The following is a 25,247-nucleotide window of genomic DNA, read 5'->3' as shown; positions in this document are numbered from 1 at the left end:
CGTGTAGATTCGTGTTAGATCTAAAAAAAGCGGCTCTCCCAAGGGATGAGCCGCTTTGTCGCGTGTGCCAGAGTCCGTCGGCCTTACTGTTTCAGTCTGGCTTCTAGCTCAGCTTTTTGTTTCTCGTATCCCGGTTTTCCAAGCAGCGCGAACATGTTTTTCTTATATGCTTCCACGCCCGGCTGATCGAACGGATTGACTCCAAGCAAGTATCCGCTGATTCCGCACGCTTTTTCAAAGAAGTAAACCATGTAACCGAACGTGTACGGGCTCATATCCGGCAGGGTAACGATAAGATTCGGTACGCCTCCGTCCGTATGGGCGAGCATCGTCCCTTCGAACGCTTTCTTGTTGACAAAATCCATCGTTTGGCCGCTGAGAAAGTTGAGTCCGTCCAAATCCTGCGGATCGCTGCCGATCACAATTTTCTCAGCAACCTCCTCGACTTGAATCACGGTCTCGAACAAATTGCGCGAGCCTTCTTGGATAAACTGTCCCATGGAATGAAGGTCCGTTGAAAAATCGACCGAGGAAGGGTAAATTCCTTTGTTATCCTTACCTTCGCTCTCACCGTACAGCTGCTTCCACCATTCCGACACATAGTGCAGGGATGGCTCGTAGTTGACGAGAATTTCGGTTGTTTTGCCTTTGCGATAGAGCGCATTGCGTACCGCGGCATACTGGTAAGCTTCGTTTTCCTTCAAATTCGGATTGGAGTAAGCTTCACGCGCATCCGCCGCGCCGCGCATCATGGCTTCGATATCGATGCCGGCCGTTGCGATCGGCAGCAATCCTACTGCTGTCAGCACCGAATACCGGCCGCCCACATCATCCGGAATCACGAAGCTTTCGTAGCCTTCCTCCGTGGCCAGCTTCTTCAAAGCCCCTCTGGCTTGATCGGTTGTCGCATAAATACGCTTGCGCGCCGCTTCCTTGCCGTATTTCTTTTCCAGCAGCTCGCGGAAAATGCGGAAGGCGACCGCCGGCTCCGTTGTCGTTCCGGATTTGGAGATCACGTTTACCGAGATGTCCTTGCCTTCGAGCAACTGGAGCAGATGAGCGACATAGGTGGAGCTGATGTTTTGGCCGACAAAATAAATTTCAGGCGTCTTGCGCTTGTCCTTGGGCAGCAGGTTATAGAAGCTGTGCGACAGCATCTCGATCGCCGCTCTGGCTCCCAGATAAGAGCCTCCGATACCGATCACCACGAGCGCATCGGAATCCGATTGAATCTGCCGGGCCGCTTTCTGAATGCGGGCAAATTCATCCTTGTCGTAATTGACTGGAAGATCGATCCAGCCGAGATAATCATTGCCTGCACCGGTTTTATTATGCAATTGGTCATGTGCCGCGGCTACCGCCCCGGCCAAATAATCCACTTCATGTTGTCCAATGAAATTCAGTGCTTTACTGTAATCAAAACGAAGTTTTGCTCCCATCGTAAACATGTCCTCCTATCCATTCATCTGGTTCTCTCTTTATGAAGACTATGTCGTAAATCCCTATCACATAGAATACTTTACTTTCTGTCCATAACGCAAGAGAACATTCACAGTCTCCCATAAAATACAAAAATCCATGCAGCCATGACGAGATCAACACGATCGGACGGATTTGCAGGGCAGCAGCGGAAAGGCCGGCCGCCGAAAAAATAAAAACCCCGCCCATCCGCCATCGTTATGTCATCATGGATCGGACAAGCGGGGTTTGACTTGCCGTACTATTCGCTAATGTAGGAGCAGCAGTAATCCGTCACCGTACGGACGTCAAGCTTGAACTTCTGTCCGGCCGGAACGGTGAATTCTCCCGTGCCGTTAATCTCCAGCCATTCCGTTGAACCGGGGAGCAGCACCTTCAGCTCACCGGCCAATATTTCCATCACTTCCTTCACGTCCGTACCGAACTCGTACTCGCCGGGCAGCATGATGCCGAGCGTCTTCTTCGTGCCGTCCGCGAACAGAACCGCGCGGCTTGTGACCTTCCCGTCAAAATAGACGTTTGCTTTTTTTACTACCGTTACATTCTCAAACTGCGACATCGCGCCAACGTTCCCCTCTGAATGGTTTATTTCAACAGCTGCTTTACGCGGGCAACCACGTTCTCTACGGTAAATCCGTACTCACGGATAACGACCGGACCCGGAGCCGATGCGCCGAACTTGTTGATGCCGAGCACGTCGCCCTGCTCGCCGACATAACGCTCCCAGCCAAACTCATGGCCCATTTCCACTGCCAAACGCGCTTTCACATCCGGCAGAATAACCGAATCCTTGTACTCTTGCGCCTGTTTATCGAACAACTCCCAGCTCGGCATGCTGATGACCCGGACAGCCACGCCTTCTTCGGCAAGCTGCTTCTGAGCCTCAACAGCCAGCTGCACTTCCGTACCTGTCGCGATAATTTGCGCTTGCGGCTTGCCGTCCGGAGCATCGGCAAGCACATACGCGCCGCGATCGACCGCGCCCTTCTCCGAGCCCTCCAGCTTCGGAGCCGCTTGACGGGAGAGAATCAGTGCGACCGGACCGCCCTTGTTCTCTACCGCATAACGCCATGCCGCCGCAGTTTCGCTGCCGTCCGCCGGACGGATCACCGTTACGCCCGGAATGACGCGAAGCGCCGCCAACTGCTCGATCGGCTCATGCGTCGGGCCGTCTTCGCCGACACCGATGCTGTCATGCGTAAAGACGTAGATCGCCGGTACATTCATGATGGCTGCGAGACGAATGGCCGGACGCAGGTAATCCGAGAAAACGAAGAACGTTCCGCCGAATACTTTCAGACCGCCGTGCAGCAGCATCCCGTTCACTGCCGCGCCCATTCCGAACTCGCGTACGCCGAAGTAAACGTTCCGCCCGCTGTAATCCTTGGCCGACAATACGCCGAGGTCTTTCATATGCGTCATCGTCGACGATTCGAGATCCGCAGATCCGCCGATCAGATGCGGCACATTCTTGGCAATTTCGTTGAGCACGATGCCCGATGCCGTCCGGGTTCCTTTCTCTGCAGGCGGAGCGATCGAGATGTCTTTATCCCAGCCTTCCGGCAGATCGCCCTTCACGGCAATTTCAAACTGCTTTGCAAGCTCAGGATACGCCTTGGCGTATTCGGCAAACATGGCGTTCCATCCTTCGTATATATCCCTGTTGCGCTTTTTCACGTCTTCAAAATGCTTGCGCACTTCATCCGGCACGTGGAAATGCTGCGTATCGTCCCAACCGTAAGCCTTCTTCGTCAGCGCGACTTCTTCCGCACCCAGCGGCGATCCATGCGGGCCCGCATGTCCGCCTTTGCCCGCTTTGTTCGGGCTGCCGTAACCGATAACCGTCTTCACCTCGATCAAGGTCGGACGATAATCGGCCTGCGCTTCCAGCACCGCATTGTGAATCGCCTGCAGATCGTTGCCGTCCTCTACGCGAAGCACCTGCCAGCCGTAGCCTTCAAAGCGCTTGGCCACATTCTCGGAGAAGGACAGATTGAGCTCGCCGTCCAGCGAGATATCGTTAGAATCGTAAAGTACGATCAATTTGCCAAGCTTCAGATGACCGGCAAGCGATGCGGACTCCGAAGAGATCCCTTCCATCAGGTCGCCGTCACCGCAAATGACATAAGTATAATGGTCGATCACACGGTATTGATCACGATTATATACGGCAGACAAATGAGCTTCCGCCATGGCCATACCTACCGCCATACCGAAACCTTGTCCAAGCGGGCCTGTAGTCGCATCGACGCCAACCGTGTGGCCCACTTCCGGGTGACCCGGCGTTTTGCTGCCCCATTGCCGGAAATTCTTCAGCTCTTCCATCGGCAAATCATATCCGCAGAGATGCAGCAAGCTGTACAGCAGCATGGAACCATGTCCGGCCGACAGCACAAACCGGTCGCGGTTGATCCAATTCGGCTGATCCGGATAATGCTTCATCAGCTTGGCGAACAGCTCATATCCCATCGGCGCGGCTCCCATAGGCATGCCGGGATGTCCGGACTTCGCCTTCTCTACCGCATCGATGGAAAGGGTGCGGATGGTATCCACGGAAAGTTGCTCAATCGATTTGTTTGTTACCGTCATTATTATCCTCCCACTTCTACATCTTTGTCTTGTATCGCATCAGTGTGTCAAGCCGTGAATCGCCTTCATTACAAACAGCAAGCTACCCTTATGCAGCGTAAGCTGTTCACGTGTGCATCATTCTCCGGCCACTTCAAGTACTTGCCCTATTGTACCATTCTCCGCATGAGTTTTCCATAACCCGTACACTTCTATTCTACAAAATAATCTACTGCAAAATTGTTGTTCACTGACACAGCGGCGCTGGCCTGGTGGCTTGCCAGCCACTTCTTGTATTCTGTGCTGCTCGCCCGCTGCGGCGCATGGTCTCTGCGCAAGCTGCAACAGGAAAATAAACAAGACGGTACTGAGCCATAGCCAGCACCGTCTTTCTTTTGCCGCATATGTTGCTACGCGGACAGACTGTCTTTGTTCAACAGCAGAAACACTTTCCCTTCCGCATCCACTTCAACCGGAAACGTCGTCACACAGCCTTCATCGGGAGCCTGCACCAAACCGTCCTTCATATTGATCTTCCAGTCGTGCAGGGGGCAAAAAACGTGATGATCGCAAACGATTCCTTCCGACAGCTTCCCGTTCTTATGGGGGCAGCGGTTTTCGATGGCGTGCAATTCCCCGCTCGAAAGCTTGAAGACGGCAATCTCCGTACCGGCTACCTTTACCGTTCTGGACCGCAGCGCCGGGATATCCGATACCCGGGCTACCATAATACGCTCCATCAGCGCTCACCTCGTTCAAAATAATGTCGACCCAATCCGGGCGCCACCGTCCGGTTTCCTCTTATTCCGCCGCGGCGGCGGCATCCTTCGCCGGAAGCGATTCAAACATGGCGCGCAGCTCGGGCGTCTCAATGATTTCCTTCCAAGGATCCTTCATCAGCTTCAGCGTCTCGTCGATACGCGCCACAAGCGCCTTTCGCTTCTCCTCGGTATCCAAAGCCTGCCGAATCACGTCCAGGCCGACACGCTGTACCCATTCGCTCGTCCGTTCGTTCCATTTGGCGTTCTCCCGGTAATACTGCAAGAAAGCGGCCGAGTATTCGAGCACCTCCTCTTTCGTCCTGACCTTCCACATCAAGTCGGATGCCCTGACCTTGACGCCGCCGTTGCCGCCAATATACAGCTCCCAGCCGCCGTCGATGGCCACAACGCCGAAGTCCTTAATTGTCGCTTCCGCACAGTTGCGCGGACATCCGGATACGGCCATTTTCACCTTGGCCGGTGTGTTCAACCGCTCAAAACGCCGCTCCAGCTCAATACCCATGGAGATCGAATCCTGTGTTCCGAACCGGCAGAAGGTCGAACCGACACAAGTTTTCACTGTACGGAGAGCTTTGCCGTAACCATAGCCGGACGGCATATCGAGCTCTTCCCACATCCCCGGCAGATCTTCTTTCTTCACGCCGAGCAGATCAATACGCTGACCGCCTGTAATTTTGACCATCGGCACGTCATATTTTTCCGCCACTTCGGCGATTTTTTTCAATTCCTTGGGAGAAGTCACCCCGCCATAAATTCTCGGTATGACGGAGTAAGTGCCGTCCTTCTGAATGTTGGCGTGATTCCGTTCATTAACAAAGCGCGACTCCCGCTCTTCTGCGTGCTCCACCGGCCAAACCATGCCGAGATAATAGTTCAGCGCAGGACGGCATTTGGAGCAGCCCTCCGGATTCGACCATTCGAGCACATGCATAACCTCTTTGCTCGTCGTCAAATGCATCGAGCGGATAGCCGCTACCACCTCGTCCCGGTCCAATGTCGTACAGCCGCAGATTCCCTCTTTGGCCGCGGTGACGGCATCCTCCCCCAGCGTACAGTTCAGTACCTGGGCGACGAGCGGTTTACATCCCCCGCAGGATCGCGAGGCATTCGTACAAGCCTTGATCTCCTCAACCGAAGTGAGTCGCTTTTCTTGAATGGCTTTCACTATGGTTCCTTTGGTCACGCCGTTGCATCCGCATACGATCTCGTCATCGCTCATCGCCCCGACCGCCGTCCCGCCGTTACCGTTCCTGCTGCCAAAGTCTTCGCCCAGCACGATTTCCTTCTCCCGGCCGCTGATATCTTCCCCCGTTCGTATCAGTTGGAAGATGCGGGAGCTGTCGCTTGTATCGCCAAACATCACGGCGCCGACCACTTTCCCATCCCGGATCAAAATCTTTTTGTAGATGCCGTCAATTTCATCTTGAATCCTAATGGCGCGCGTTCCCGGCTCTTCGTTATATTGACCGCCGGAGAAGACGTCAACGCCCGACACCTTGAGCTTGGTGGACGTGACCGATCCCCGGTACCCTTCGCACTCAAGACCGCACAGCTTCTTGGCAAGCACATCCCCCTGTTCATACAACGGGGCTACAAGTCCGTAAGCAACGCCGCGGTGCTCAGCGCACTCCCCGACCGCATAGATATTCGGGACGCTGGTTTGCAGGTAATCGTTCACCACGATGCCGCGATTCAGCTCAATCCCGCTTTCCTTGGCAAGCGTAACGTTCGGCCGTATCCCGACCGCCATCACGACGAGGTCGGCTTCCTCAAAGCCGCCGTCCTTGAACTTGACCCCGGTTACCCTCTTCTTGCCCACGATTTGTTCCGTCTGCTTCTCCAAAAGAAACTTCATGCCCTGACGCTCCAGCTCGGCCTGCAGCATTCTCGAAGCCGTTTCATCCAACTGGCGCTCCATCAAATAATGGTTAATATGGACAACCGATACCTCCATATTCAGATTGAGCAGTCCGCGCGCCGCTTCCAGTCCGAGCAGACCTCCGCCGATGACGACCGCTTTCTTATATTGCTTGGCCGTCTCCATCATCGTTTCGCAGTCCTTGATATCCCGGAAAGCGATAACCCCTTCCTTGTCCGCCCCGGGAATCGGAAGCATGAACGGCAGCGAGCCCGTTGCCAGGATAAGCTCATCATAAGCTGCGGTCACGCCTTTATCGGAAACAACCTTCTTGTTGGCCGTATCGATCTTCGTCACGGTATGCCCTGCATGGAACGTAATGTTGTTGTCCCGATACCAGTCCCAGTCGTTCAGGACGATGTCCTTCAACCCGGAATCCCCGGCAAGCACCGACGAAAGTAAAATCCGATTGTAATTCGGATATGGCTCCGCCCCGAAAATCGTAATATCGAACATCTGAGGGGCCAGCTTTAAAATATGCTCCACACACCGTACGCCCGCCATCCCATTGCCAACCAGCACCAGCTTCCGTTTCATGCCTCTCCACTCCTCATCCTAAAATACATTACACAAAACGTTATATTTAAGAAATTATTGAATATTTTCATCCGGAAATCCTATTTTGTGTAATGTTTATTTACATTTAATCGTGTAAAACCAATATACACGATAAATCCGTATTATACAATATATTCTTCTGAAATTTATTGATTTTTTATGTATTTATTTTTAAAAAACCGAATATTAAATGATTTAATTTATTTTATTGTTCGTTTTTTATAAAAGTTTCCCTTCAAATGAATATATAAACTTCAATTTTATGTTATATTATATTACATATAAATCAAAGCTGATAGGTTACTTCAATATCACCAGTCTCCATAAACATCTTTCATAGTACAAAAATAAGGCCGACCCGCTTCTTTACTTCAAAGAAGACGTGTCGACCTTCATGATTCAATCGCATCCGGGTCTCCTGACCCTTTCACGTTTTATTTTAACTGAACACTACCGTTTTATTTTGATGCACAATGACGCGATCCTCCACGTGCCAACCGACGGCCCGCGCCAACACCGTTCTTTCGATATGGCGCCCGATGCGCTTCAGGTCATCCACATTGTCGCGGTGGCTTACCCGCTGCACGTCCTGCTCGATGATCGGCCCGCCATCCAGCTCCTCCGTGACATAATGCGCCGTAGCTCCAATGATTTTTACGCCGCGGTTATATGCCTGAGCGTACGGCTTGCCGCCGATGAAAGCCGGAAGGAACGAATGGTGAATGTTGATAATCCGGTTCGGAAAATGCTCTATAAACTTCGGCGAGATAATCTGCATGTAGCGGGCCAGGATGACCACATCCACCTTCCCGGCCACCAGCTCAAGCTGACGCTTCTCCGCTTCAGCCTTCGTATCCGGTGTCACGGGAATATAATGATAAGGTATGCCGAGCGGCTCAACAAGCTCCCGCATGTGGTCATGATTGCTGATGACCATCGCAATGTCCGCATCGAGATCCCCCGACTGCCAGTGCCAGAGCAGCTCCAGCAGGCAGTGGTCTTCCTTGGATACGAAGATGGCGAGGCGCTTCCTGCGGCTTGCGCGTGTCATCCTCCAGTCCATCTCAAATTCCTTCGCCACGTTGTCGAAATCGGCTTTGAGCCGTTCGATCCGTGCATCCAGATTGTCGAGATCGAATTCGATCCGGATAAAGAATAAGCCTCCCTCCGGATCCATCGTATATTGATCGGATTGAACGATATTGGCGCCATGCTCGTATAAAAACCGCGAAACCGCGGCCACGATACCCGGCCTGTCCGGACAGGATACCAGCATGCGGGCACGATTTTGTAAATCTGTACTTGTTCTCTTAGGGGTGATTTTTGGAACCATTACATTTTCTACTCCTTCATTAAACTGACCATTATACGGCGGCAAACAAATGCTCACCGGCAAACCACGCAGTCAAACGGTGATTAATCTGTTCTTCGGTTAATTCGGGGAACAAGCCTTCTGCAACAACCATGTCATAAAGTCGCTCCATCGGCTCGCGGCCATCCGCTTTTTTGGCTTTGGCATCCGTCTTGAGAACTTCCCACGTCTGAAGCACATACGTTCTCGGATTCAGCTCCTGCTTCGAGAAAAAGTGCGCCAATCGCTCTACATCCGAGAGGAACTCTTCGCCGAACCGCTCTTTCACGGTGCCCCCCAACAGAGCAATCTCCGCCTCATACATCGGACGCTGGTAGCTATCCTGCTTACCGATCCACGGAGTCTCCAGTATAAACGGCAGATGCTTCAGCTTCTCGTGGTGAACCACGCCGTTCATCGCATCGAAACCGATCCAGCCCGAGCCAACAGTGGCATGGCGGTCTTTCCCCGCTCCAATCGGATTTTTGCTGTCGTTCAGATGAACCACCGCAATACGGTCCAGACCGATCACACGATCAAACTCCTCCAGCACGCCATCCAGATCGTTCACGATATCGTAACCCGCATCATTCACGTGGCACGTATCAAAGCACACTGACAGACGGCCGTTGTCATCCACCTTCTCGATAATCTGCGCCAGTTCTTCGAAACTGCGGCCGATTTCCGTCCCCTTGCCAGCCATCGTCTCCAGCGCAATTTTTACATCCGTATCCTTCACGCCTGCCAGCACCTCATTCAAGCCTTGAGCGATGCGCGCAATACCGAACTCGGCATCCTTGTCCGTGTAAGCGCCCGGATGCAGTACAATCTGCTTTACGCCTATATAATCCGTACGGCGAATTTCTTCCTGAAGAAAACGTACCGCCAGCTCGAATGTGTCCTCTTTATACGATCCCAGGTTAATGATATAGGGAGCATGTACGATAATTTCATCGATGCCATGCTTGTCCATCAGCTCTTTGCCTTCTTCGATATACTGCGATTCAATCGGCTTGCGGCGCGTATTTTGCGGCGCCCCCGTATAAATCATAAACGTGCCGGAGCCGTACGAAACAGCTTCTTTCGCAGCATTCAGCAGCCCTTTATCTGAAAACGATACGTGTGATCCAATTTTAACCATGACCGGAATTCACTCCTTTTCACATCACATCTCTCTATTTTACTAGGATTGCGTCCGGAAATCTAGAATAGGAAATGTTTCTCTAACCAAAAGGCGCTCCTGCTCCGTTCTGCCGTTTTCCTGAATCCCGGATTTACGGTATAATGGAAGCGAGGTGAAATGTACGATGCTTTTATCCAGTTCCGTCCCGCCCTCGGGATTTATGTGGTTTATCCTGTTTTGGGTGTTCGTGCTGCTGTTCTTTATGTCGATCGGCGGCTATTTTATGTTCCGCAAATTTTTGAAGGTGCTTCCGATGGGAAATGACGGTAAATCCAAGCTCGACTGGCAAAATCATTATGTCGAATCATCCCGGCATCTATGGACGGAGGAATCCAAAGCCTTCCTTGAAATGCTCGTTGAACCGGTCCCCAAGCCTTTCCGTGACATCGCCAGGCATTCCATCGCCGCCCGGATCGGACAAGTGGCCCTGGAGGACAACGCCACTGAAATCACAAAGGATCATTGCATCAAGGGTTACATTCTCGCAACGCCAAAACGCGATTACAAGAGTCTGACCTCCTTTCTCGACAAGAAGCAAATCGACTATACCGCTTATAAGCATCTGCTTCAGTAGCAGCTTGGATATCCCTCTCCGATACGCCGGGAGGGATTTTTGCTGCGTGAACCCCTTGTTATAAACAGGAGTTCAACAAAAAGACCCCCGTCCCTCAAAGGGAACGGAGGCCTCCCATACGGCGGTCTATTTCCGCTTTTTGCCATTTCCCGGATCCTCGTCGTACAGGGCCACGCTCAATGTGGTTTGATACTCCGTTGTCCGCGGCGATTTCATATCCCGCTTCTGCGAACGGAGACCCACCATCCCAATGCCGTCCAAAGGCAGAGTAAGCGGCAGTTCCTCCTGCTTGACGAAGCCCACACGACCGTCCAGAATAACGTACAGATCCACCTTCTCCTGCGATTTCATATCGATGGTCAAAAATCTCTTCCCATTCGGCTGCACCGCCGTCTCGATCTCACCGAACAGCTTCACATTTTTCACAATGACACCCTGATCGTTAAAATAATCCGTTACACGAATCACCGATTTATCCGACCATTCCGGATTCTGATGATTCCCGCCGGCAGAGCCGCCCGAATTCGGCGGAACGATGATACTGCTGCCTGGATTGTTATTGAAGGAACCCCCGCCTGATGACGGCGCTCCTCCGCCTGTTCCCGCAGAACCACTGCCGGAGCCGGATGCATCAAGCTCGACAGACGTATAGTCCGAGAGCAGGCTGTTGTTTTTAAGGTAGCTGTAAATCCGGTTAAGAATGGTCACAGCTTCCGCGCGTGTCACTCTATCCTTCGGCCGGAAGTATCCATCGTCGTTCGGCGTCATGATGCCGTTGGCCTTCAGACTGACGAGCGCCGTAGATTGCACGTTCGAGAGCGGATCGTCTCCAAACTTGCAGTTGCTGGAATGGTTGCCCATAAAGAGCGACGGATATACATTGCTGCTTTCAATATCCATCAACCCTCCCGCTTCGTATCTTCCGTCCGCCTTGGCGGCAGCATATTCCTCAGGATCCGTAAACAGCCTGACAGGGACATCCTTAAACTCCATCATAACGGCACACACATCGTTTTCACTCAGCCTGCGGTCCATCAGCCGCTGATCGAAGAATGCGTAAAGCATCTGCGCCAGCTGAAGCCGGTTCAACGCTTGATCAGGCCGGAAGGCCAAATCCCCGGTTCGGCTCACGCCGTATCCGCCGATGCGAAAAGACGCGTTATACATATCCATAATCGGCCGATGTGCCCAGTGAAGCGGAGGCACGTCCGTAAAATAGCTGATTTTCTCCATCCCCACCGCATACTGGTTGGGACGGTACTTATTAAACAAACGATGGACCATCACCGTCCATTCCGCTTTGCTGACCGTTTGATCCGGACGAAACAGGCCGTCGGGATAACCGGTTAACACTTGCTTGTCGGTCATCAGCCGTATGGCGTTGATCGCCCAGGCGTAGCGCTGCGGATCGACGTCCCGGAAGCCGGTGTCCGCACTGAATGCCCGGACCGGCAATAACGACAGCAAAAGAGTGAATGACACCAGAAGCACGAGTTTGCGCCACATCGGGCTGCTAGCATTTCTCATGAGTCGCAATACCTCCCATCTCTTTCCTTTTTTATCGGTAGGAGGGGCATATTTTGTTACAGCAAACCTTGAATTCGTCCCGGAATGCACGACCTGTAGATTCTTCCCTTTTCGAGGAGGGCTATACCGATTGCTTGTTTCAAGGCATCCCCGGCGGCCGCTGCATTCAATGCTCCGTTAATAGACAGTCGACCCGAAAAAAGGAATCAACGCCCGTTTGACGAAATATTGGTGTAGTAAGGCCATATTCATCATCGGTTCAAAAACGAGGGAGGGACATCATGTTCGGTGATCAAGAAAAGATACTCCTGTATGGGCTTATTCTTGTGATTGCTGCCGCCGCCGTCCGGCTCGTCTTAAGGAAGAAACGAAATCGCCCGCAGCACATCCATTCTGGCCGAAGCAAACGACCTCTGTCCAAGCAAAGCTACTCTTACTGTAAAAAGAAAGTCCCTCCAAAGGAACTGACCTTTTATTCCGGCCGCGGCAGAGTGGTCGGTGTCTGCAAATTATGCCGTCCTCAAGCCGAACGGCAGGCCCTGCTGCGCCTATAGCTTACTCATAAGGAGTCCTCCCGAGAAGGAGGTTTTTGTCATTTTCAATGCGTCCGTCCAACGGATTTAAGCGTACAGAGCGTTGTCGTCACGCCTCCAACCGTAATCGTAATCACAGACAGCACCAATGTCTCCGCCGAGATCAGCAGGCCTCCCAAGCTGATAATGATCGCATCCAGAATAAAAATGATGATCCCTACATTAAACGTAACATACTTCGAAAGAAATTGAGCCAGCAAATCCGTTCCCCCGGTACTGGTATCATATCGCAGCATGATTCCGATTCCCGCGCCGATAATCAAGCCTCCGATTACGCTGCTGCTGACCGGCGTCAAATTTACATAATAGAGAAAATAATAGTGGAACGGTTCCAAGATATCAATCAGATAGGAGGAAAGCAGCATGCCATGCAAACTGTTGTAGACCAACTCCCGGTAATAAATCCATGCCAATGTAAAGATGGGTATGCTGCACAGGATGACTACAAGTCCCACTTTGAATTCGAACAAATAATTAATAATGAGAGCTATGCCAATAATCCCGCCGTCCAAAACTTTAAACGGCATCAAAAAACAATTCACACCCATCGCGATCAGCAAGCTTCCCGTTATGATTGCAACGATTTTATGGTACAGCAACCCAACCAGCTCCCATTAAGGCATGTCTGATTTATATGCTGAACACATCAAAAATGTGCATTAATCCCTATTTACTCTCAGCGAAGAGATAAAGCGCAAAAGAAAAAACCCTTGAATACCAAGGGTTTCCGGATTTAAGCCAAAATGCGGTTGAGAGGACTCGAACCTCCACGGGCGTACGCCCACTACCCCCTCAAGATAGCGTGTCTGCCATTCCACCACAACCGCGCATAATATAATTATATCTTGTTCTCCAGCAAGAGTAAAGCCCGCTCGTTTGACAGCACTTCATACCCGAATGTTTTTTACTATATTTCTTTTTATTGGTTTGAAATATTTAAACCATGAAACATCCCGGCACGGAAATACGTTTAAACCGTATGAACAAATTTCCATATGGGGAGTGGACGGAATGATCTCTTTTGGCGATCCGTTTAGCGGTTCTTTTGGTGGTCCGCCGCCTGTTTTTTCAATGATGTTTACTCTTATTACGACGCTCATTGTGGGGGTTGCTTTGTTTATATTGGGCCGGGGGGTTTACACCTGGATGAGCAATAACGCCTGCGAACGAATCACCAAGCCGGCTTTTGTCGTTTCCAAACGGACAAGAGTCAGCGGGGGCGAACACACTTCAGCCCATACTTCCTATTATGTCACGTTTGAATTTGATCAGGGAGAACGACGCGAATTCCATGTTCGCCCCGGCGATTACGGTCTGTTGGCGGAAGGCGATCAGGGGCAGCTTTCCTATCAAGGCACCCGCTTCCTGGAATTTCAGAGATCCCGGCAGCGATCCATTTATTGAGGCTGCTCCAACGTCGGAAAAGATGAGACGCCATCCAAGCGTTTGCCTCCAGAGCGTCTCTCCCTTACCACATTCGACAGAAAATAAGCCTGATGATCCTATTGGGATCACCAGGCTTATTGAATGCGGTTGAGAGGACTCGAACCTCCACGAGCGTACGCTCACTACCCCCTCAAGATAGCGTGTCTGCCATTCCACCACAACCGCAGGTTAAAATGATTATAACGACCCGTAGGGGATACTCCTCGCTGCGCTCCGAGACTGCGAAGCCGATGCTAGCGAAGCTTATCCTCCGACGAACCCTCAGGGGTTCAAATCCCCTTTAATATGACCCGTAGGGGATTCGAACCCCTGTTACCTCCGTGAAAGGGAGGTGTCTTAACCCCTTGACCAACGGGCCATGCCATAATGAAAATCGACTGCTTTTTAAGCGACAAGAGTTATTATAGCGGAATGTTCCGAGGTTGACAAGATGTTTTTTCGACAGTTTTTCGGGAACAAAAGCAAGCTTTGGGAACGGAAATTCCGTTATGCCAGTCAGGGAAAAATAAAGCCTTTTAATGAGGTGCCAGTTATCTGCTGAATTACCGATGAACCGCCGACCGAATGACCGAACAAGACATTCGCGTTCCGGATCAAGACGATAGCGCCTGGATACATATCTCCGACCCGGTTCCGGCGCAGGTCGAGTATTCCTGGAAAGCCGTTTCACTGCTGCCCTTGGTGGTGGAGGTCCGCATCATGCTGAAATAGCGTCTCAAAATGAACCGCCATAAGGAACATTGGATTGACGTTTTTTGCCATTGTCGAGAAATATTACGAAAGGTCTTTTGGACTGTACGAAGCAGAACACTTGCCACAATCCTTATGTTCTCGTATCGCATGAAATTTTCCATTTCAAACGTTCAACTCCGACGAGTCATCTTGTGGAGAAAAATCGCTTCTCGACGCCATAAGACATCAAAAACTTACCTTCTATGCAAGAAAGCAGAAGCTTATGTCATCGACATCGATGATCATATTTCCCGGGTAATCGACCCGCTCGACATATATAGAGAATCGCTGACAGGCCTTTTAATCGGATTGGATGAACGAAATTACGAAAATGCTCACGATCATTAGCTTTATTTTTCCGCCGCTGACCTTTATTGTCGAATTGTTAAGGCATGAACTTCAAAAGGATTCCCAAACTGAATTGGCCTTTCGGTTATTGAATGTATGGATTTTAATGATCGGTTTCACCGTTGGAATTACGAGACCGCGAGACTCCGCAGCGTTCCCTACGCTGCTCCGCCGCCCCCTCTTCTCGTGTTCGAACCCTCTCATATTCCCATATATAGCAAAAACCGCCTTCCGGCGGTTTATTTTGCTATATATACGGAGAGAGAGGGATTCGAACCCTCGCACCACTTACGCAGTCTAACCCCTTAGCAGAGGGTCCCCTTGAGCCACTTGGGTATCTCTCCAAGATAAGAATGGCTCCCCGAACAGGACTCGAACCTGTGACAACTCGATTAACAGTCGAGTGCTCTACCGACTGAGCTATCGGGGAAGAACAATTTTTAATTTATCATGATTGCTGCTCCAAGTCAAGCATGTGCCATTTCAATTGTGAGCAATCTCAATTTCCCTTTGCAATGTCCACAAACGTATTTGCGCGGGTCGGCCTTCCTTTTACGCAAATACTCCGCCTTGCAGCTCACACATACGAGCTTGTACCGGTATGGCTCCTTGCGCCGCAGCGATTGAGGCAGTGATCTGCAATATCGAGTTCCGCCCACTTTGGCGAGCAGTTGCTTGAAGTCACTGTCCCGATGCTGATAACCTCTGCCCCGAATATGCAGATGGTAATGGCACAGCTCATGCTTAATGATTTTTTCCACATCGGAGGCACCAAATTGTTCGTACTGAAGCCAACTGATTTCAATGTCATGCGTACGGGTAAAATACCGTCCCCCTGTAGAACGCAGCCGCCGGTTAAATCGAGCCTGATGCTCAAAAGGCAGCCCAAACGATGTCAATGATATTTGCTCCACCCACAGCTGAAGCTGCCGGTCATCCATTGATTTTTCCCATCCTTTATTTGTTTTCTACCTCAAGTTTCATCACTTGAATTGTAACCGCAGGTTAGGCTAAACTGTCAAGTAGGAATCATGAAAATCATTCTTGCGCACGAATTAACGTTTGATCTTATGAGAGGAGCCGCCTTCCAATGCCCAAAATGAAATACGCTTTACTTCAACATAACGATCAATTGGAATTTGTCGAAATGCCGGCAACGCATATGTACCAATTGGCCGCACTCAATCAAAGACTTCACAAGGAGCTGGATAAGCTGACCATCCCGTCCAAACCGGCCTTGCCGGTATTTATTGCGGAATTCGAACAGCTTGAGATCGTCCATCCGGCATACAAGCTGCAGCACGGCCTGGATTACATCAATGCACTCGAGAAAGCCTTCTCCGCCCTTAGGGAACAGGAAAAAGAGTACCCTCTCATTTCCCTTCTTACGGAAATTCGCGCCCTTCAAGCACAGCTTGAGCAGTGGTACGAAGAGGTAGAAGAACTTGCGTAATTCATAAGGACCTGCACCCCACGGTCCCTTTCACCATATGCTAAAGATGTACGAAGCATGACGGGAAGGGGCTGATCGGCTTGCCACAGTGGCTATGCAACCAACTGATGCGCGCCTTTTACAACAAAAACCACCGGCAAATCCGTTTACTTAACGATTGCTGGTTCTTTTACCGGACACGCAGACAAGACGCGCATTATACGGAATCCCAGCTTCATTGAACATCTCCACACCAATGCGAATAGAGCATATGCCAGTCGAAAGGGACTCGCCTCGCCATGTCAACCAAGCGAAGCCCCTTGCCTCCGGCCTATGCTCTATTATTTGCTTAAGAAGGCTTTTTCATCGTCAAACCGACGCGGCCTTTTTTCACATCCACGTTAAGCACCCACACCGTCACTACATCGCCTACGGAAACGACATCCATCGGATGCTTTACGAAGGAATCGCTCATCTGGGAAATGTGGACAAGCCCGTCGTTCTTAATTCCGATATCGACGAACGCGCCGAAATCGATCACGTTACGGACGGTCCCCTTCAGTTCCATGCCCGGAGCCAAATCCTCGATCTGCAGCACATCGGTGCGGAAAATCGGAGCAGGAAGCTCCTCCCGCGGGTCGCGTCCCGGCCGCTGCAGCGAATCGAGAATGTCGCGAAGCGTCGGTACCCCGACATCCAGCTTTAAGGCCAACTCCTCGGGTTCCAGCCTGCCGAGAATTTCTTTCAGTTCGGCGGTGCCAAGCTGCGATAGCTCCAGCTTCAGCTCGCGGAACAGCTTATCCACCACCTCGTACGACTCGGGATGGATCGGCGTATTATCCAGCGGATTAGCGCCATCCGGGATACGCAGAAAGCCCGCGCACTGCTCGAATGCCTTCGCCCCAAGCCGCGGCACCTTCTGCAGCTGCTTCCGGCTCTCGAATTTCCCGTTCTCATCGCGGTATTTCACGATGTTTTTGGCCAGTGTACTGTTCACACCCGACACATAGGACAGCAGCGCCGGGGATGCCGTATTCACATCTACTCCCACATGGTTCACCACGGACTCGACAACGAAGGTCAGGCTTTCATCAAGCCTTTTTTGCGTAACATCGTGCTGGTACTGCCCAACGCCGATCGCTTTCGGCTCGATTTTGACAAGCTCCGCCAACGGATCCTGGACCCTCCGGGCAATCGAAATCGCACTACGTTCCGCCACGTCCAGATCAGGGAACTCCGTCTGCGCCAGCTTCGACGCCGAGTACACGCTCGCCCCAGCCTCGCTGACAATCAAATACTGCAGCTTCCGTCCCTTCAGTTCGCCAATCAGTTCGGCTACGAACTGCTCCGTTTCACGGGAAGCCGTTCCGTTGCCGATAACGATCAATTCTACACCGTACTTGTCGATCAGCCGCCCGAAGATGACCTTCGCTTCCGCCACCTTATTGTTCGGAGGTGTCGGATAAGTAACGGCGATTTCGAGCAATTTGCCCGTATCGTCCACTACCGCAAGCTTACAGCCTGTCCGGTAAGCGGGGTCCACGCCGAGCACCACCTTGCCTTTAACCGGCGGCTGCAGAAGCAGGTTGCGCAGGTTCTCCGCGAACACCTCGATCGCTTTTTCCTCCGCTTTCTCCGTCATCTCGTTACGCACTTCCCGCTCAATCGATGAGGATATCAGCCTTTTATACGCATCCTCAATGACGGCCTGCAGCGTATCCTGAACCACAGAAGGTCCTTGGATGATTTGCTTCGCTATATATTCATGGATACGCCCCACAGGCACATCCAGCGTCACCTTCAGCACTTCCTCCCGCTCCCCGCGGTTTACCGCCAGAATACGGTGAGGCGGCAGTTTGCGAACCGGCTCCTGATAGCTGTAGTACATCTCATAGACGGACTCCTGCTGAGCGTCTTTCGCTTCCGTACGAAGCACACCCTGCTCAAACGTGTAGCGGCGTACCCAAGCCCGGATTTTCGCGTCATCCGCGATTTGCTCGGCAATGATATCCATAGCGCCCTGAACGGCTTCCTCAGCCGTCTGCACGCCCTTCTCCTCACTAATATAGCCCGCCGCTTCCGACAGCAGCTCGCCCTGCTTGGGCTGAGCCAAAATCCACTCCGCCAGCGGTTCCAGGCCCTTCTCCTTGGCCACGCTTGCCCGCGTCTTGCGTTTTTGACGGTAAGGCCGATACAGATCTTCAACCTCCTGCAGCTTCACCGACTGTTCAATGGCAGTCCGCAGCTCGTCGGTCAGCTTTCCCTGCTCGTCGATCAAACGGACAACCTCCAGCTTCCGGTCCTCCAGATTGCGAAGATATGTCAGCCGCTCCTCAATGTCACGCAGTTGATTTTCATCGAGCTCTCCCGTCATTTCCTTACGGTACCGCGCGATAAAAGGAATGGTATTCCCCTCATCCAAAAGCCCAACGGTCGTTTTCACCCGGCTTACCGCAATTTGAAGCTCCGAAGCGATCTGCTTCACAATCCGCTCCTGAATCGCCGACTTCATCTCTGCGGTCAGCTCTGCCTTAGATTGTTCATTCTCCGCTTGTACCGTTTGCTCTTGTGCCATCCAAAGTTTCTCCTCTCCATATGCCAACAACGAAAAAACGAGGGCACACGCACCCCCGCCTCGCCAGCACCTTTTAAAACTCAATTAGTCCTACGCTGATTTGCAAAGCCTCGTCGACCTTGCGCATGGTTTCTTCATCCAAGTGCGTGATTTTATCCGTTAACCGCTGCTTGTCAATGGTCCGGATTTGTTCTAGCAGAATGACCGAATCCCTGTCAAAACCGTGCGCTTCCGCGTCAATCTCCACGTGCGTCGGCAGCTTGGCCTTCTGAATCTGTGCTGTAATCGCTGCCACGATCACCGTGGGGCTGAAGCGATTGCCAATATCATTCTGAATGATCAGAACAGGACGAATGCCGCCCTGCTCGGAACCCACGACCGGTGAGAGATCCGCGAAAAAGACATCGCCACGTTTGACAATCAATCGTCACACCCCGCTTACAAGACGGTCAAGCGTGCCATCCGCTTCTTCCTCCGCCTGAAATGCTTCCGAGGCTATGTGTAGGTTGATCTTAGCCATTTCCATATAGCCGCGCTGCATGGAATCGCGCAAATGCCTCTTTTTTCGCTCAATCAAATACAGCTTCATTGCCTGACGGATAAACTCGCTGCGGTTGGAATTTTCCTTTTCCACCAGATGGTCGACTTCCTTCAGCAAGTAATCCGGCAAGCTGATCATGATTCGCTTCGTATTATGCGCACCCGCCACCAACATACACCCCCAAAAACATACAAACACCTATTTCCATTATGGCAACATCCCAGTAAAAATATACAAAATCAATATATGCACAAGGTATAGCAAATATGCTATACCGTTTGGCGTCCACAGACTATTAGTATACATATTCGCGGAAAAACATGAAAATCCTCTCAACCCGGAGAAAAAAACCTTTGGAAAAATGAACCCCTTACTCTGTCCGCTCCCACCTATGCCGGAGCAGCGGATTGACCGTATGCGAGACGCGCCCCTCTTTGATATAAACTCGCGGAACGCGGTGCGAGATCATGCAGATGACTTCGTAATTGATGGTTCCAAGCCAATGAGCATGCTCCTCCGCCGTGATTCGCTCTTCTCCCTGGCTTCCCAGAATGACGACTTCTTCTTCGACAGATATATCGGCAAGACCCGTCACATTCATCATACATTGATCCATACAAATTCTGCCCACGATCGGCACACGCTGTCCTTTGATCAGCACCTGCGCCTTGCCCGTCAGTATTCGCGAGAATCCGTCCGCATACCCGATCGGCAGCGTAGCGATTGTTTCTTCGCCCTCTGTCCGGTAAATCGCGCCATAGCTAACACCTGCGCCGGGAGGCACCTTTTTGACCATGACTACGGCCGATTTGATGCTTAGTACCGGCTGAAGATCAATGATTTGCTGATTGACCTCCTCCGAAGGGTACAAGCCGTACATGCTGATCCCGAGCCGTACCATATTATACGTCAAATTCGGCGTATCGATCGCCGCGGCACTGTTGCCCGCATGCACCCAGGGGAACCGGATTCCTTGACGGTGAAAATGCTCCACCACCCGTTCAAAGCGACCGTACTGCTCCAGTGTATAGCTTTTATCCGTCTCGTCTGCGCAAGCATAATGGGTGAACAGCCCTTCCACCCGCAGCCCGGGTATCCGCATCGCCCGTTCAATCAGTTCAATCGCTTCATGCTCTTCAGTCAACCCGAGCCGGTTCATGCCGGAGTCAATCTTAATATGAATGTTCAGCGGACGCTCCCTGGGCCCCAAACGCTCCCAAGCATCCAACAGCTCATGCGTGTAAACATTTAGCGTAATATCGTTCTCCCAGGCCGTCTCCAGCCCTTCAGGCGGCGTATAACCCAACACCAGGATCGGCGCTGTTATTCCCGCTTGCCTCAGCTCCAGGCCCTCGTCCAAAAAAGCTACAGCAATATACTTTACACCGCTGCTAAGCGCCTCCCTGCAAACCTCTACGGCGCCGTGGCCATAAGCGTCCGCTTTGACGACAGCCATCATGCTTACATGCTCAGGAAGTACTCTTCGAAACTCCTCCAGGTTGTGACGCAGTGCATCAAGCGAAATTTCTACCCGCGTCGGCCGGTAAAACGAATCCACTAGGTCCACCTTCTTCTCAAGTCTCACAAAAGCAAGGGAAGCCACCCCATTTGGGGAAGAGCTTCCCTAATGACTAGAACTATGTTAATCCGTATACCCTTGTCCTGTCAACGATATCACGGATTTTTAACAGTTTGGGAAAGATGCCAAAAACAAAATTTCCGTTTACTCGCCCCAGACCTTCGGAAAGAAACACGGGTAGAGCTTCAAATTTTGACAGGCTGCCAAAAGGGAATTCTGCCGGAATCAACGATCGCTTCGCCGAAATCAAGCAAGAGCTCAACTCCACGATTTTACATTGGATATCCTAAAAAACCACCACTCCGCTTGGAGACTGAAAATTCAAATGCTTAAGCCTCATTCTACCCTTTTAGCGGCGATAGCCAATCATAGCCCCGCAGAAATTTTTCCTGCAGGGCCATACTCCAATAGGCCATAGAGGTGTTATTTCCCCATTTCTCCTTGAACGGCTTGCGCAATCTTAATCATTTCCGTTTCTGGCAGATCTGCGGTCGACAACCGGAACTCTACCCCATCATATGTCCAGGTCAGCGTTTTTTTGGCATCCCCCGTTACAACACCGAGCGTAAAGCCCAGGTCCAGGATGTCCCCCGGCATATTCGTCACCGTTTTCGTCACAGGCCGCGATTCCAACAGCGTGTAATTATAAGTCCCTGAGTACCGAAGCATTACAGCTTTATCATCACCCAGCGTCAGCTCCGTCACATCCTGCTTCTTCACCCCGCTCGGCATATAGTTCGGCTCAATAATACCGAACGACTGCTGCTTGGCCGCATCCGTTTTCTCACCCGAAGCCGTACCTTTTGCCCCGGTTCCGTTCGCCGCGGCGCCTTTGCTCTCACCTGTCTTTCCCGCTTCCGCCGCACCGGCGTTCGCATCGTCATGATGTACTATCGTCGGCTGCGTCATCAGGTTCCAACCGGTCATATTGCGCTGCATATCAAAATGATCCTTTTCAAACTTCGTACCGAATTCAAATACATCAAACTTCACGATCACCAAAACATTTGCATTCGCATCCGACACTTCCACATGCTGCGGCGCATAATTTCTCTTATCAAGCCACACCTTCTGCCGCGCAAGCGACCCGTTCTGGTAGTTCGCCACCACATCAAATACATACGACTTCTCATCGGACGTAAACTGGCGCTCATTATCCATCAGAATGCTGTCCACAAGTGACTGGTACAAATAAACTTGTCCCTGATTTTCCGGCCAATCGCTCTGGAAGCGGAAGCTCTTGTTCAAATGCGGCGTCAGCACGAACACCCCATCATCATTGCGAAGCACAATCTGCGTAATGTCCTTCTTGGCATTCGTCAACACAATCCGGTAATAAGAAGGCTCCAGGTAGCAAACCTCAACGTCGTACTCCTGCGGCTCCTGCCCCGTATTGAGCGTCATCTTCCCCTTGCCGTGGTAACTTTGCAGCTTGCTTCTTACCCCATCCAAATCCTTAACAACCGATCCCGCATCCTTCTTCCCTATCAGGCCGCATCCGCTGACCACCAAGCTCAAGCAAACCATCACAAGGGCCACCACCCACGTGAACCGCCGCATAGCTTCATCCCCTCCACGACATAATCAAACTGATCTTGATAACATGTCTATGTGGAGGGTTGGACAATTATGCAGACAAGGGTTGGGGTTCCTAAATTTAACTATATAGGTATATAAGGTTTCTACTCAAAATGAATAATTTTTGGAATAAATAGGGCTTGCTGAACGATTGTTTACCTGAAAATGATGGTGGGGCGACGGCGAAGCAGAATGGAAAAAATGAAGCAAAAGAGAACGCGCAGCCTGCGTTCCAGATTCATCACCAGCAGTTGCAGCGTGATGACGGACTCGCTCGTCTGTGCAAGGCGCGCTCGAATACGGTCAAGCCCGTACTTTCGCTTGCCTTCTCCGAATTTGCCTTCAATGGCGTTTCGTTCCCCCGCATCTTGTTTAGCCAGGTGCCGCTGCTCGTTTGTCTGACCGTCTTTCGGCGGTCGACCCAAAGCCGGTCCGCTGAGCCGAATGCCATGTTGTTTGCAGAAGTTTCGATTCTCCCGCGTGCGATAGATTTGATCCGCCTGTACAACCGCCGGATAGCATCCCATGCGGCTGCGGTACTTCTTAATCGCCTCGATGAGCGTCGTGCTCTCGTTGAAATTGTCCCAGGAAATACGATCAAGGAACGCATAGCCCTTCGTCATGCTTACGGCGATCTTGGCTCCAAACTCGACTCGCGCTTTGGCTTTCCCGCGCACGATCGGCCTGACATGCGGTTGGTGAATGCTGACGATCCGATCTTCGATCTGATGTGTACGACCGTTGTACATTTGAAGTTGCTGGCGATACAGTTCGTGAATGACCAACAAGTCGCGGCAGGCTTTGCGGCTAAGCAGCGTAAGCGGCTGCTCTTTCGCCTGCTCGGCGATGATGGCCAGATTACGCCCGACGTATCCAAGCTGTCGCCTGATCGCTTTGCGAATCACTTTCGGTCCCGGACGGCGCTGCTTGGAGACCGCCAGATACTGCTTGCGCGCTTTTTCCCTGTAGGTACGCGGCTTTGTCGCTTTACCGACAACCGGTTCATGCAGCGTGTCGATGATCCCTTCGAGCTTCTCCCGTGCCTCATTGAGTAGATTCAAATCGGTTGGATACGCGACATCCGCCGGTGCACAACTGGCATCAACGAGAAGCGTTCCTGCATTGGGAGTGAGCGGTGCTTCCGTAACGAGTTCTTGCCTATCTGTGGAAAGCGGCTCGTTTGCTGACGCCTGCTCATTCGCCCATTCCTGGGCTTGTTCCGCAAGCGCCTGCTCCGTAGTGGCTGGGATCGCCGGCTTCACGGCTTGGGCCTTCGCATCATCAAACATCGTTTGTTGCTCCGCTGTATCTGAAGAGGCGCTCTTCTTGCTTGCTCGTTTTCTTTTACTGCTTATGCCGCCGCCATTCGCGTCGCCCTCGTCATCGTCCTTCCATTCCTTCGCGCCTTCGGTGGCCACGATCTCATTGATTTCGGCGAGCACATCCTTCAGGCGTTTGCGGAAATGCGTCATCATGGAGTGATGAAAGGGGGGCTTCATTTCGAACCCGGCCAAGCCAATGAAGTACTGCATGTACGGATTTTCGCTGATCGACGCAAGCGTCTCCCGATCCGTCAGCTGCATCCGCTCTTGAATAATGAGAGCGCCCAGTCCCATTCGCAAGCTGAGTGTGTGCTGCCCGCGAAACGTGTCCTTGAAGAACTGGCCGTAGTTTTTCTCGGCATGCGCCCATGGTACCAGCTTCGCCAACTGAACCCAACGATTTTCTTTATCCAGTTTCCCGCCGAAGGGCAGAAAGAAATCGTCCGGCAAAATCATTTGGTTTTCTAGATGCACGGTCGGCTTGTACACGCTCGTCACTCTCCGTCTGCAAGGTTTTGGCTGCTATTTCCTGTGTTTTCTTTGCATATGAATTCGACATAATGAGCTCAAACCCCTTGTTGTGACGCCGTTTTTAGCCAATTTTCGAGCGTTCAGCAAGCCCTAAATAACTTACAATTTGTCACCGCCGGGATATAATTGACCCATCATCGCCGGAATGAAAATGACCCACCCCTGTAGAATATATCTCTCTGAAATTACCGACCAAAGTAGCTTCAGAGGGGAGACATATGCTAAGGAGTGGGACTGTGATCAGAATACATGAACTCCAAGCCACTGGCAAGAGTATTCGCGGTATTGTTCGGGAAACAGGGCACGCAAGAAATACCATTCGCAAATATCTGAGAGCCGATGGAATACCTGATCCAAAGCCCCGGAAGAAAAAAGCGTCCAAACTGGATCCGTACAAACCACTCGTCGATCGATACTTGGCCAAAGGAATATTCAATTGTGAAGTGCTGATGCGGCTCTTGAAAGAACAAGGCTACACCGGAGGCATCACCATCCTCAAGGATTATGTAAAACCGTTTCGTCCACCTGGACAAATGCCAGCTGTGCAACGGTACGAGACGAAACCCGGGCAACAAGCGCAAGTGGATTGGAAAATCTGTGAGTATGTCGATCTAAACGGTGAGGTCAGAA

Annotated in this window: 22 protein-coding genes, 5 tRNA genes and 1 pseudogene; 7 read left to right on the top strand and 21 right to left on the bottom strand. The window is 51.6% G+C overall.

What is annotated here, in order from left to right; translation table 11 throughout:
- Positions 1-83: 83 nt before the first annotated feature.
- The 7 genes from EXW96_RS20445 to EXW96_RS20415 form a co-directional block, all read right to left on the bottom strand.
- Complete coding sequence (locus EXW96_RS20445; protein WP_054818174.1) at positions 84-1,439, bottom strand: glucose-6-phosphate isomerase; 1,356 nt, start codon at positions 1,437-1,439, stop codon at positions 84-86.
- 281 nt (positions 1,440-1,720) lie between these two features.
- Positions 1,721-2,038, bottom strand: a complete 318-nt coding sequence (gene ppnP, locus EXW96_RS20440; protein ID WP_174351267.1) for a pyrimidine/purine nucleoside phosphorylase — start codon at positions 2,036-2,038, stop codon at positions 1,721-1,723.
- 26 nt (positions 2,039-2,064) lie between these two features.
- Positions 2,065-4,068: a transketolase gene (gene tkt / locus EXW96_RS20435; RefSeq protein WP_174351266.1), complete on the bottom strand. Its 2,004-nt coding sequence runs from the start codon at positions 4,066-4,068 to the stop codon at positions 2,065-2,067.
- 389 nt (positions 4,069-4,457) lie between these two features.
- On the bottom strand, positions 4,458-4,787 hold the full coding sequence (gene nirD, locus EXW96_RS20430; protein WP_174351265.1) for a nitrite reductase small subunit NirD: 330 nt from the start codon (positions 4,785-4,787) through the stop codon (positions 4,458-4,460).
- A gap of 61 nt (positions 4,788-4,848) precedes the next feature.
- Positions 4,849-7,284 carry a nitrite reductase large subunit NirB gene (gene nirB / locus EXW96_RS20425; RefSeq protein WP_174351264.1) on the bottom strand — a complete coding sequence of 812 codons (2,436 nt, stop codon included), beginning with the start codon at positions 7,282-7,284 and terminating at the stop codon, positions 4,849-4,851.
- Between the two features lie 460 nt (positions 7,285-7,744).
- Positions 7,745-8,638: a formyltetrahydrofolate deformylase gene (gene purU, locus EXW96_RS20420; protein ID WP_054818171.1), complete on the bottom strand. Its 894-nt coding sequence runs from the start codon at positions 8,636-8,638 to the stop codon at positions 7,745-7,747.
- Between the two features lie 31 nt (positions 8,639-8,669).
- Positions 8,670-9,797 carry a deoxyribonuclease IV gene (locus EXW96_RS20415; protein ID WP_062409887.1) on the bottom strand — a complete coding sequence of 376 codons (1,128 nt, stop codon included), beginning with the start codon at positions 9,795-9,797 and terminating at the stop codon, positions 8,670-8,672.
- Between the two features lie 166 nt (positions 9,798-9,963).
- Between EXW96_RS20415 and EXW96_RS20410 the strand changes: the two genes are divergently transcribed.
- The gene (locus EXW96_RS20410; protein ID WP_054818170.1) at positions 9,964-10,413 is read left to right on the top strand and encodes a DUF2621 domain-containing protein; all 450 of its coding nucleotides are present in this window, start codon (positions 9,964-9,966) and stop codon (positions 10,411-10,413) included.
- A gap of 126 nt (positions 10,414-10,539) precedes the next feature.
- On the opposite strand, the gene EXW96_RS20405 is transcribed toward EXW96_RS20410, so the two are convergent.
- Positions 10,540-11,940: an S-layer homology domain-containing protein gene (locus EXW96_RS20405; RefSeq protein ID WP_174351263.1), complete on the bottom strand. Its 1,401-nt coding sequence runs from the start codon at positions 11,938-11,940 to the stop codon at positions 10,540-10,542.
- 281 nt (positions 11,941-12,221) lie between these two features.
- On the opposite strand from EXW96_RS20405, the gene EXW96_RS20400 reads away from it, so the two are divergent.
- Entirely contained in the window at positions 12,222-12,494 is a 273-nt protein-coding gene (locus tag EXW96_RS20400) for a hypothetical protein (RefSeq protein ID WP_174351262.1), read from the top strand.
- 44 nt (positions 12,495-12,538) lie between these two features.
- Here EXW96_RS20400 and EXW96_RS20395 read toward each other — a convergent pair whose 3' ends face one another.
- Complete coding sequence (locus EXW96_RS20395; RefSeq protein ID WP_174351261.1) at positions 12,539-13,132, bottom strand: YitT family protein; 594 nt, start codon at positions 13,130-13,132, stop codon at positions 12,539-12,541.
- A 145-nt stretch (positions 13,133-13,277) separates the two neighbouring features.
- Positions 13,278-13,360, bottom strand: a tRNA-Leu gene (locus EXW96_RS20390).
- A 184-nt stretch (positions 13,361-13,544) separates the two neighbouring features.
- Between EXW96_RS20390 and EXW96_RS20385 the strand changes: the two genes are divergently transcribed.
- A complete protein-coding gene (locus EXW96_RS20385; RefSeq protein ID WP_174351260.1) occupies positions 13,545-13,937 on the top strand; it encodes a DUF2500 domain-containing protein in 393 nt (130 codons plus the stop codon).
- A 124-nt stretch (positions 13,938-14,061) separates the two neighbouring features.
- Here EXW96_RS20385 and EXW96_RS20380 read toward each other — a convergent pair.
- Positions 14,062-14,144: transfer RNA gene (locus EXW96_RS20380), tRNA-Leu, on the bottom strand.
- A 121-nt stretch (positions 14,145-14,265) separates the two neighbouring features.
- Positions 14,266-14,337, bottom strand: a tRNA-Glu gene (locus EXW96_RS20375).
- 206 nt (positions 14,338-14,543) lie between these two features.
- Here EXW96_RS20375 and EXW96_RS20370 point away from each other — a divergent pair.
- A complete protein-coding gene (locus EXW96_RS20370; protein WP_160327392.1) occupies positions 14,544-14,690 on the top strand; it encodes a hypothetical protein in 147 nt (48 codons plus the stop codon).
- 625 nt (positions 14,691-15,315) lie between these two features.
- Here EXW96_RS20370 and EXW96_RS20365 read toward each other — a convergent pair.
- The 3 genes from EXW96_RS20365 to EXW96_RS20355 form a co-directional block, all read right to left on the bottom strand.
- A tRNA-Ser gene (locus EXW96_RS20365) sits at positions 15,316-15,403 on the bottom strand.
- A 10-nt stretch (positions 15,404-15,413) separates the two neighbouring features.
- Positions 15,414-15,489: transfer RNA gene (locus EXW96_RS20360), tRNA-Asn, on the bottom strand.
- A gap of 37 nt (positions 15,490-15,526) precedes the next feature.
- Positions 15,527-16,000, bottom strand: coding sequence for a SprT family protein (locus EXW96_RS20355; RefSeq protein ID WP_174351259.1), 474 nt, complete (start codon positions 15,998-16,000; stop codon positions 15,527-15,529).
- A gap of 149 nt (positions 16,001-16,149) precedes the next feature.
- On the opposite strand from EXW96_RS20355, the gene EXW96_RS20350 reads away from it, so the two are divergent.
- A complete protein-coding gene (locus EXW96_RS20350) occupies positions 16,150-16,512 on the top strand; it encodes a hydrolase/acyltransferase (RefSeq protein WP_174351258.1) in 363 nt (120 codons plus the stop codon).
- Positions 16,513-16,592: 80 nt separating this feature from the next.
- Positions 16,593-16,733 carry a cortex morphogenetic protein CmpA gene (cmpA, locus tag EXW96_RS20345; RefSeq protein WP_137670414.1) on the top strand — a complete coding sequence of 47 codons (141 nt, stop codon included), beginning with the start codon at positions 16,593-16,595 and terminating at the stop codon, positions 16,731-16,733.
- Positions 16,734-16,840: 107 nt separating this feature from the next.
- Here the strand turns inward: cmpA and EXW96_RS20340 are convergent, their stop codons facing one another.
- The 6 genes from EXW96_RS20340 to EXW96_RS20315 all read right to left on the bottom strand — a co-directional run bounded on the left by EXW96_RS20340 (position 16,841) and on the right by EXW96_RS20315 (position 24,575).
- On the bottom strand, positions 16,841-19,066 hold the full coding sequence (locus EXW96_RS20340; RefSeq protein ID WP_174351257.1) for a Tex family protein: 2,226 nt from the start codon (positions 19,064-19,066) through the stop codon (positions 16,841-16,843).
- 73 nt (positions 19,067-19,139) lie between these two features.
- Positions 19,140-19,490 (bottom strand): type II toxin-antitoxin system PemK/MazF family toxin, encoded by a 351-nt coding sequence (locus tag EXW96_RS20335; RefSeq protein WP_010494553.1) that lies wholly within the window; start codon positions 19,488-19,490, stop codon positions 19,140-19,142.
- A 3-nt stretch (positions 19,491-19,493) separates the two neighbouring features.
- Positions 19,494-19,775, bottom strand: a complete 282-nt coding sequence (locus EXW96_RS20330; protein WP_062411056.1) for a CopG family ribbon-helix-helix protein — start codon at positions 19,773-19,775, stop codon at positions 19,494-19,496.
- Positions 19,776-19,977: 202 nt separating this feature from the next.
- Positions 19,978-21,165: an alanine racemase gene (gene alr, locus EXW96_RS20325; RefSeq protein ID WP_174351256.1), complete on the bottom strand. Its 1,188-nt coding sequence runs from the start codon at positions 21,163-21,165 to the stop codon at positions 19,978-19,980.
- A 444-nt stretch (positions 21,166-21,609) separates the two neighbouring features.
- Complete coding sequence (locus tag EXW96_RS20320) at positions 21,610-22,746, bottom strand: outer membrane lipoprotein-sorting protein (protein ID WP_174351255.1); 1,137 nt, start codon at positions 22,744-22,746, stop codon at positions 21,610-21,612.
- 173 nt (positions 22,747-22,919) lie between these two features.
- Positions 22,920-24,575, bottom strand: a complete 1,656-nt coding sequence (locus tag EXW96_RS20315) for an IS5 family transposase (RefSeq protein ID WP_174351011.1) — start codon at positions 24,573-24,575, stop codon at positions 22,920-22,922.
- Positions 24,576-24,835: 260 nt separating this feature from the next.
- Here EXW96_RS20315 and EXW96_RS20310 point away from each other — a divergent pair.
- A pseudogene (locus EXW96_RS20310) lies at positions 24,836-25,247 on the top strand (IS21 family transposase); the annotation flags it as partial.

It is taken from the genome of Paenibacillus sp. JMULE4 (assembly GCF_013337105.1).
Lineage (GTDB): Bacteria > Bacillota > Bacilli > Paenibacillales > NBRC-103111 > Paenibacillus_G > Paenibacillus_G naphthalenovorans.
This window is presented reverse-complemented; position numbering and strand designations above follow the sequence as displayed.